Consider the following 8,184-nt stretch of genomic DNA (forward strand, 5'->3'; position numbering starts at 1 on the left):
AACTATTTATGAAATCTTAAGTAAGCCCCAACAACAAAAGACCCCAACAATGAATTAGAGTCCTCAATTATTATTTTTTTTAATGTTTAAAGCTCAATTCCTTACTCAATAACTTCTGAGTAATCGTTGGCAGCATAATTTCTACGGTGGTTCCTTCCTTTTCCTTACTGTGAATGGTTAACTCTCCGTTATGACTTTCGATAATTTTAAAGCAGGTCATAAGACCGAGACCCGTCCCCTTTTCCTTCGTGGTATAGAATGGCTCCCCAAGTGTGTGAATACGTTCTTTCGGAATCCCCACGCCCTGATCGACAATTTGAATAGAAACATTCCCTTCTCCCTTTGCCATTACCTTAACCTCTATATTTCCTCCGCCCGGCATAGCCTCAATCGCATTCTTTAGAAGGTTTAGAAAAACCTGTTTTAGCTGATTTTCTTCGCAGCTTATCATTGGTAAATCACTTTCATATTCGAAGAAAATCTGTACATTGTTCAATATAGATTGGGTATTAATTAACGTTACTACATCTTTTATTAATACCTTTACATCTTGTTCTACAAACACAGCAGCCGACGGTTTGGCAAGAACTAGGAATTCACCAACAATGTCGTTTATCCTTTCAAGCTCAGACAGAACAATATCATAATATTCATCCTGGAGCTGGTTAGACTTGAATAACTGAATAAATCCTTTAATAGAAGTGAGCGGATTACGGATTTCATGGGCAATACCTGCAGCCATTTGACCCAACAATGCCAGTTTTTCAGACTTTTGCAGCAGCCGTTCCGTTTGTTCTCTTCTTTCCGTTATATCCTTCCCGATGGAAAGTATGGCCTCTTTTCCACCAAAAACGATAAACAAAGAAGAAACCTCATAGAAAAACAATGTTCCATCCAAACGCTTGGCTTTGTATTCAATCGTGTTTACCGGCTGTTTTGCTTTCTTTATCTGCTTAAATCGTTCCAATAAGCGATTTTCATACTCAGGAACAATAAAATCAAAAATAGATTTACCGATTACTTCATCTTTTTGGGTAGCTCCAACCATGAAAACAGCTGCATTATTGGCAAAAATAATCTTATGTTCCTCGGAGATATAAACCGGCTCAGGCAATGAATCTATCAATTTCTTATAGCTTTCTTCACTAGCACGTGCTTTTTTTTCATAGTAGCGTGCCTTATCAAATTGCCATCCCACCACCCAAGCAATAAGTGAAAAAATAAAAAAGTCTACCGTAAAAAATGGCTTATCATGAAAATAGAGCTGGTAGGAAGTAAATAGGATGGAAATGACCAGAAGAATAATTTGTCCTGATTTTTTCATTTCTTTGTCCTCATATTAGGAATAGTTTCTTTTATTAATTCGACATGTCCCTATATTTCCCTTCACTTATTTCTATTTCTCTGTAATTTATGGAAAATAAATGATGAAAGCATAGAATAGAGGTATCGTGGAGGAGGAATGGGGAAATGTCTATACACGCATTCCTATAGACACATACACTATCTCGTATTAAAAAATTGACGAGGAGAGATATTTGTGGAAAAAAAGCACTTTGTAAGTTCAAATCTAATGCCCAACCAACCGATGGTAAGTGCGAATATAATGCCCACCCAGCCAACAATGCCAACAAATGTTATACCAAATATACCCTATATAGCTCCACAGGTTTATCCGCAACAAACTTGTTACCCAACTTATCATGATTGTTGTTATCCAATGCATGATCCATGTTGTCCACCACTGATGCATGACCCATGTTGTCCACCACTGATGCATGACCCATGTTGTCCACCACTGATGCATGACCCTTGTTGTCCACCACTGATGCATGACCCTTGTTGTCCACCACTGATGCATGACCCATGTTGTCCACCACCGATGTTTAACCCATGTTGTCCGCCGCCGATGTTTAACCCATGTTGTCCACCGCCGATGTTTAACCCATGTTGTCCACCGCCGATGCCTAATCCATGTTGCTTTCCAATGCATCCCCCTTGCTGCTGACCTTAATAGTAATTTTTAATTTCGGGCGCCATCCAGATAACTAAGAAATAATCCACCCCTATCAAGGGTGGATTATTTCTTAGTTAAGTCTCAACATGACTACGATTTTTTTACGAGATTGATGGAAATCAATTTTTTCTTAAAAATCTACCAATTACGCGCAAATACTCTTCCTCTTCCTCTAAATATGGCATATGGGCACTATTCTCAAACACATGTAATTGCGAATTAGGCGTCTGATTGCTGTAATACTCTGTTGTCTCCGGAGTGGCCTCATCATAACGCCCACATGTATAAAGAGTTGGACAAGTGATTTCCTTTAACCGGGAGGTACAATCAAAAGTCTTCAGATTACCCTTCACAATAAATTCCGAAGGACCCCACATAATATTGTAGATTTCAGGATTTCTAAATTGTGCCCCTTGGCTCAAGTGTTCTGGTTTTGGAATTCGACAAACGAAATGTTTGTTAAATACCTCAATCGCCCCTGTAAATTCATCAGAATCGGTTGTACCATTTTCTTCACATCTTTGAATGGTTTCTTGAATTTCGACGGGTAGCTTTTGCAGATTGCGTTTTTGGTCTTGTTCCCATAAAGGAGCGCTAAGGCATGGGCTTGAAAAAATAACACTTTTCACCCCGCTTGGCTTAGTTAAGCAATAGGCAGCCGCAAGCGTTGTCCCCCATGAATGGCCGAGTATATGTACTTCATCAAGGTTCAGTGCTTCTCTTACCTGAGCTAATTCCTCCACAAACCGCTCAATCCGCCATAACGATTTATCGGTTGGCCTTTCCGACTTCCCACACCCTAACTGATCATAAAGGATAACCGGGCGCTCCACTGCAAGCTCCTTCAGTCCCTGTAGCGAATAACAGGACGAACCCGGTCCTCCGTGCAAAATAATAACAGGAGTCTCCCCCATCCCGTTATCAAATTTTTGATACCAAACCTTACCCCCGGTTACCTCGATGTAGCCATCCTCATGCATAATGATTTCTCCCTAATGTAAATTGTTTGTTCAAGTGATATAGAAATACATCCAATCGCTAGTTCAATCCATTTGGTTTGGACTTAATCTTCATTTAATATACAGTTTTTTTGGAATTAATGAAATACTTTCGTCCATTCTTTTCTTTGTTAGAAACCAATCGTATATTGCTTAACCTTGATGACCATGAAATCGAAAGAAATCAAAGTATTCCAACTAAAAAAATCATCCAGCTTGTAATCAAATCTGAATGATCGTTCTTATGTTCGATAAAGATTAATGACATCTTTTAACGCAGCTGCAGCAGCCCCTACCGGATTTGAAGCACCGCCGGTACGCAACAGTCCCATAACCAGCGACAATGATTCTTCTCCGCATGGCAACCTCCCATTTTTTTAACCTCATACAAAAAGTGAATATGAAGGTAATATCATCGATTCTAAAAGTAAGGAGCAGTAACTTTCTTTTATTTTCGGGGATGATAGCCACTTTCTCCATATGGCTGAAGATGATCTAGCCACTTTTCTTCTAGCTTTTGTAGCTCTTCTTTCTCGTTGAAATAGGCTGTTTCTTTCTTTTTAAGAATTTCCAGTACCTCAAATTCAAAGGAGTCCTTTCCATATACCAACCATTCTTTTTGCAACTCTTTATTCTTGTATCCGTCCATATCCAGCATGAACTTAACTCCATTTAAGGTTTTCAAATTCCTGGTGCTTCCAATAAAAATCTTTTGATTTTTGGTATTCTTGATTTGAAAGATTCCTGCTTCAATTGCCGTTTCCTTATACAGCTGCTTTAATTCTTTTTTTCGATCCATTTTATTTACCACCTTTCACTCATTATTTTTTTACCCAATATTGGCTGCCGTCAGGTTTTCGGTCTAAAAATCCGTACTCTATTAAATATCTTCTTATAAGGACATAATCATCATAAAAGAAGTTCAAAAACTGATTTATTTCCTGTTCATCATACGTTCTTTCCCTATTTAGCTGGTTAACAATCTCTCTAAGTACAACGAGTTTTTGCTTTTCTTTCAGTGGGAACTTTTTTACCCGGCCTTCTAAACCTTCCGGGAAAAATTTCTTCACAATTTCCTCTTGTTCTTCTTTTGTAAGATTATAGCGCTCATCCAACAACCTAGCTGTTTTCGGAATCGAAACAAAAGCTGGGGCATGTTTGTCTTTTTCCTTTAATAATTCCATTATCGTTAGAAAAGTCCTGGCCTGACGTTCTTTTTCTTTTAAGGAGAACCGATGATGCCTTATGGTCGAGGCACTGCCAATACCCATTTCTTTTTGTACTTCTGTATCGTTTTTTCCCTGATAAAACAAACGAAGAAGCTGATTCTGATGATCAGTGAGCCCTGTTAATTTCTTATCAAGTTCGAGCAAATAGGCAAAAACCGAATGATGAGTATGGTTAATATGGACCCTCATAAAGCGTTCTGCTTCGTATAGAATCCCGTCATTAGGATAAACAATCCCCTTTTCTATTATCTCGCCGCATAAAAGGCATATAAACGAATCTGAGTTCTCCATATACCCACGCTTAAGTTCTTCAATTGAAGCATTCCAAAATATTTCCGAAAGCTCCATACTTCAAACACCTGCCATTTTCGTTTGTTCTTTTACAAACGTATTTTTAATTTGTTTGTATATTTATCAATATGTTAATTTAAAGTTTGCATGTTGTCAATGAATAAAAAAGACCCAACATCCTACAACATGTTGGGTCCAGAAGTATAGCTTCTCTCAAATAGGTCCACTATTTGGATATGGTAGCTCATTCATCCGTTTCTTATCCACTTTAATCACTCACTCTGATAAATTAAATCCTCGGATTGATGTATTTTTTCATTAGGTAGAAAAGAAAACTTAATGCAAGATTAATCAGCGAAAAGAATAACGCAATGCTTGAAAAAGCTAGGATATAGGCATTATATTCGGCGAGTTTTACAATCATCTGATAACTATCCCACTGAAGAACCCCTGAAACTATGTTAAATAACACCAGCACGAAGAAAATCATTAGAAGCCCACGGGCAGACCCTTGAATATCCGCTTTGCTTAAGGCAATATGGGAAGAAATACTGATGGCCAGCACCAAAAATAACCAAAAAAGTGGATTGATTAGATTTTCAACGGTAAAGAGACCTTTGGTTAACGCTAACACAGCTCCCCCTGCCATCTTAACTACATTCACATCCAGTATTTCTAAAGAAACATGTTGATGAATGTAGGCCTTAAAAACAATATAGGATTTGGGCACCAGCAAATACATTCCTAAAACCAACGCCCCGATGCCACTAAAAATAGGCCCCATTCCGATAAAAAAATTCCCCACCTTCTGAAACATACTATTTCTGTTATAAGAGTGCTCGACATACCCAAGCACACCAGTAGGGCTGTTTACTTGCAACAACTTTACCCTTGTTACCCGATGTCCCCAAATAAAACATTGGATAAGATGGCCGATTTCGTGGATAGGAGTACCTATCCACGCGGTTACTAATACCGCACGCGGTCCAAAGGTTCTGACTAAGAAAGTACTAGCGTATCGTTCAAAGACCCCCAAAATGAAGCCGACTGCCACCAAAATACCAAAAAGGTACAACAACTCAATCAAGCTTACAAGCAGGATATGTAAAAAAGATAATAGGATATTCATATTAGGTAAAGGATTCCTTTCGGGAAAATTCTTATTCTTTTCCTTCATGTTATACCATGTTCGCAGGAAACATTCATTCCTTATGACTCTACCTATTAAATAGAAAGGCATGTGATTGATTTCCCCGCTTTATTACGGCGGATTTCCTCTATTAAAGCTGTAATATTCTCCAATGATAAAAACTTCCAATTTAAACAGTTAGGTAATATAAATTGGATAATGGAATCTAATATAACCAAAAAGCTTGAGGATATTTTTTCCTCAAGCTTTTTTGATGCCATTTAATGTGTCGTTTTTTCGCCGTCTGATCGTTTATGAAAGATTTGAAGTAGTAGTTCTATATCGGAGTTTTTTTACCAGAATTCCCCTTAAATAAATGAACAATGAACGTTCCCAAGAATACAGCAATTAAAATACTAAAGAATAGTAATTCATCCATACGGAATCCGAAAGCAGAGATAATCATTTTTACTCCAATAATAGCAATTAGGACAAACGCCGTTATTTCAAATTCAGGGACTTTTTCAATTAATGTTAGGAATAATTGGGCTACCCCACGCATCATTAAAATACCTAACACTCCCCCTAGAAATAAGACCCATTCTTGATTAGACACACCAAATGCAGCGATGACACTATCAAAGCTAAAAGCAATATCCATCAGCTCTACAGTTAAAACTGTTCTCCAAAATCCCATTTTCTTGGATGACACTTCATCTTCGTCTTCATTTTTCTTAATAAAGTTTTGAAAGACAATCCAAAGAAGATAATGACCACACACAATTTTAATCCAAGGAATGTTGATTAACGAGACCCCTAAACTAATGGCCAAAATCCGAAAAAAATAGGCACCAAAAATTCCATAGAAGAGAGCTTTCTTCCGTTGTTGCTTTGGTAAATGCTTCACCATAACAGCCAAAACGAGAGCATTATCTGCAGATAATAATCCTTCTAGAATAATAAGGGTACCAATCACTCCCCAGTTAGCAGGGTTAGTCACAACATTTTCTAAAGTTTCCAGTGAAAAAAATGTACTATAGCTTCTTATGATTTCTTGGAGGAATTCCATCGGTTCTTCTTTCTTCCCTTCAATTGGTTATTAACTTCTCTTTACTCACCTCCTCTTCCACGTCTAGTGAATTTTCATTTCGATGTATCCATTAACATCGGAGCCAAAGTAAGAAAAACCATCTAACCAATGGGCACAATCTACCTAAAAAAATTTCCTGATCTGTTACACTAGTACAGCTTGTCCCCTTTAATTTCCAGCTACAAGTTGCTTACTTATTCAATCACCTATTCTAAATGTATGTAATGCTCTCGAATATATGAACAAAAAACATCCACTAAAACTGAATCAAGGTTCTCAATCAATAACTAATAATTCAAATGATGGATTGGTAAAAACAATGGGGCAAAGAATGATTTTTTTTGCTATTTAATATGCCTCTTAGATAGATGAAAAATCTTCGCTTAATTCTTTTTTGATTTCTTCAAAAACTTTCTTAAACACTTCCATTTGGTCTATGATTTTGTCGAATCAAACAAGAATATATTGTCGATTTAATTTAAGCTAATAACTGAAACTAATACTCTCCTCCATACGACTATTATGTTATTACAAAATAAAATTCATTTTTAGGGGGGAATAAAATGAATCAAAGTTTACGGTTATCAAAAGGATTTTTGGCAGGTCTTATTACTTTGGCATTGGCAATTGCATTGTTGTTTTCACCATTTTTACAAAGAGCTGAAGCATCCGTGTCCTGGGGTCAGGAAGTAACTACCGTGGCCGAACGATTCATAGGGAAAGATTATAAATGGGGTGGAAATACTCCTAAGGGCTTCGACGCATCTGGTTATACCCAATATATTTTTAAAAACTCTCCTGCAAAAATGAATCTTCCTCATTCTTCTAAAGAACAATATAAACTTGGTAAAGCTATAGGAAAGAAAAATCTCAAAGAAGGCGATTTAGTTTTCTTTAACACGGATGGAAAAGGTGTATCATTTGTAGGAATCTACCTAAATAAAAATCAATTTCTTGCCGTTACCGTTAGCAAAGGCGTTTCGATCCAATCATTAAACACAAAATATTGGAAGGATCGTTATGTCGGTGTGAAAAGAGTGGTCAAAGAGTAGAAAATTAAAATAGATAAATAAGCGAAATACAAGCGGTCAAGAATGATCGCTTGTATTTACCCTTCATTCCTCTCGGTCATTTACTTTTTTTAACATCCATATTTTACTATTTTCATTAAGGGGTAGTGTCAGGAAAACGCGATTTACAACGTTATGGAAATCCAAATATATATAAAAGCCTAATTTCTCGATGATCTGACCCAATAAAGTTAGACAAATATTTTAGGCTACTTTGAGGACCTGAGTTCGGTATTCTACTGGGCTTAGGTCTTTTAATTTTGCCTTTATTCGTTTGTTATTGTAATAGTGAATATAGTCTTCTAATTCTTTTTCAAAATGCTCAATGCTATCAAACTCCTGTAGATAAAGGAGTTCTGA

Annotated in this window: 10 protein-coding genes; 1 reads left to right on the plus strand and 9 read right to left on the minus strand. The window is 37.0% G+C overall.

The window, feature by feature from the left end; genetic code table 11:
* Positions 1-79: 79 nt before the first annotated feature.
* The 8 genes from M5A78_RS16190 to M5A78_RS16220 form a co-directional block, all read right to left on the minus strand.
* Entirely contained in the window at positions 80-1,324 is a 1,245-nt protein-coding gene (locus tag M5A78_RS16190) for an ATP-binding protein (protein WP_248736312.1), read from the minus strand.
* A 313-nt stretch (positions 1,325-1,637) separates the two neighbouring features.
* Positions 1,638-1,868, minus strand: a complete 231-nt coding sequence (locus M5A78_RS16195; RefSeq protein WP_248736313.1) for a hypothetical protein — start codon at positions 1,866-1,868, stop codon at positions 1,638-1,640.
* A 268-nt stretch (positions 1,869-2,136) separates the two neighbouring features.
* Positions 2,137-2,997, minus strand: coding sequence for a proline iminopeptidase-family hydrolase (locus M5A78_RS16200; protein WP_248736314.1), 861 nt, complete (start codon positions 2,995-2,997; stop codon positions 2,137-2,139).
* Between the two features lie 260 nt (positions 2,998-3,257).
* Positions 3,258-3,380: a hypothetical protein gene (locus M5A78_RS24740; RefSeq protein WP_264760463.1), complete on the minus strand. Its 123-nt coding sequence runs from the start codon at positions 3,378-3,380 to the stop codon at positions 3,258-3,260.
* An 83-nt stretch (positions 3,381-3,463) separates the two neighbouring features.
* Complete coding sequence (locus M5A78_RS16205) at positions 3,464-3,814, minus strand: GIY-YIG nuclease family protein (protein ID WP_248736315.1); 351 nt, start codon at positions 3,812-3,814, stop codon at positions 3,464-3,466.
* A 22-nt stretch (positions 3,815-3,836) separates the two neighbouring features.
* Entirely contained in the window at positions 3,837-4,592 is a 756-nt protein-coding gene (locus M5A78_RS16210; RefSeq protein ID WP_248736316.1) for a DUF2087 domain-containing protein, read from the minus strand.
* Between the two features lie 232 nt (positions 4,593-4,824).
* The gene (locus tag M5A78_RS16215) at positions 4,825-5,664 is read right to left on the minus strand and encodes a hypothetical protein (protein WP_248736317.1); all 840 of its coding nucleotides are present in this window, start codon (positions 5,662-5,664) and stop codon (positions 4,825-4,827) included.
* A 337-nt stretch (positions 5,665-6,001) separates the two neighbouring features.
* On the minus strand, positions 6,002-6,733 hold the full coding sequence (locus tag M5A78_RS16220) for a TerC family protein (protein ID WP_248736318.1): 732 nt from the start codon (positions 6,731-6,733) through the stop codon (positions 6,002-6,004).
* 584 nt (positions 6,734-7,317) lie between these two features.
* Here M5A78_RS16220 and M5A78_RS16225 point away from each other — a divergent pair.
* Positions 7,318-7,806, plus strand: coding sequence for a C40 family peptidase (locus M5A78_RS16225; protein ID WP_248736319.1), 489 nt, complete (start codon positions 7,318-7,320; stop codon positions 7,804-7,806).
* 222 nt (positions 7,807-8,028) lie between these two features.
* Here M5A78_RS16225 and M5A78_RS16230 read toward each other — a convergent pair.
* On the minus strand, positions 8,029-8,184 hold a 156-nt coding region (locus M5A78_RS16230; RefSeq protein ID WP_248736326.1), incomplete at its 5' end, for an IS3 family transposase.

The sequence above is a fragment of the Neobacillus rhizosphaerae genome, assembly GCF_937468385.1.
GTDB lineage: Bacteria > Bacillota > Bacilli > Bacillales > Cytobacillaceae > Neobacillus > Neobacillus rhizosphaerae.

Bases quoted from the DNA above. Each gene is read 5' to 3' on its own strand.
- M5A78_RS16190 (WP_248736312.1), bottom strand. From the start codon at position 1,324: ATGAAAAAATCAGGACAAATTATTCTTCTGGTCATTTCCATCCTATTT.
- M5A78_RS16195 (WP_248736313.1), bottom strand. From the start codon at position 1,868: ATGGGTCATGCATCAGTGGTGGACAACAAGGGTCATGCATCAGTGGTG.
- M5A78_RS16200 (WP_248736314.1), bottom strand. From the start codon at position 2,997: ATGCATGAGGATGGCTACATCGAGGTAACCGGGGGTAAGGTTTGGTAT.
- M5A78_RS16205 (WP_248736315.1), bottom strand. From the start codon at position 3,814: ATGGATCGAAAAAAAGAATTAAAGCAGCTGTATAAGGAAACGGCAATT.
- M5A78_RS16210 (WP_248736316.1), bottom strand. From the start codon at position 4,592: ATGGAGCTTTCGGAAATATTTTGGAATGCTTCAATTGAAGAACTTAAG.
- M5A78_RS16215 (WP_248736317.1), bottom strand. From the start codon at position 5,664: ATGAATATCCTATTATCTTTTTTACATATCCTGCTTGTAAGCTTGATT.
- M5A78_RS16220 (WP_248736318.1), bottom strand. From the start codon at position 6,733: ATGGAATTCCTCCAAGAAATCATAAGAAGCTATAGTACATTTTTTTCA.
- M5A78_RS16225 (WP_248736319.1), top strand. From the start codon at position 7,318: ATGAATCAAAGTTTACGGTTATCAAAAGGATTTTTGGCAGGTCTTATT.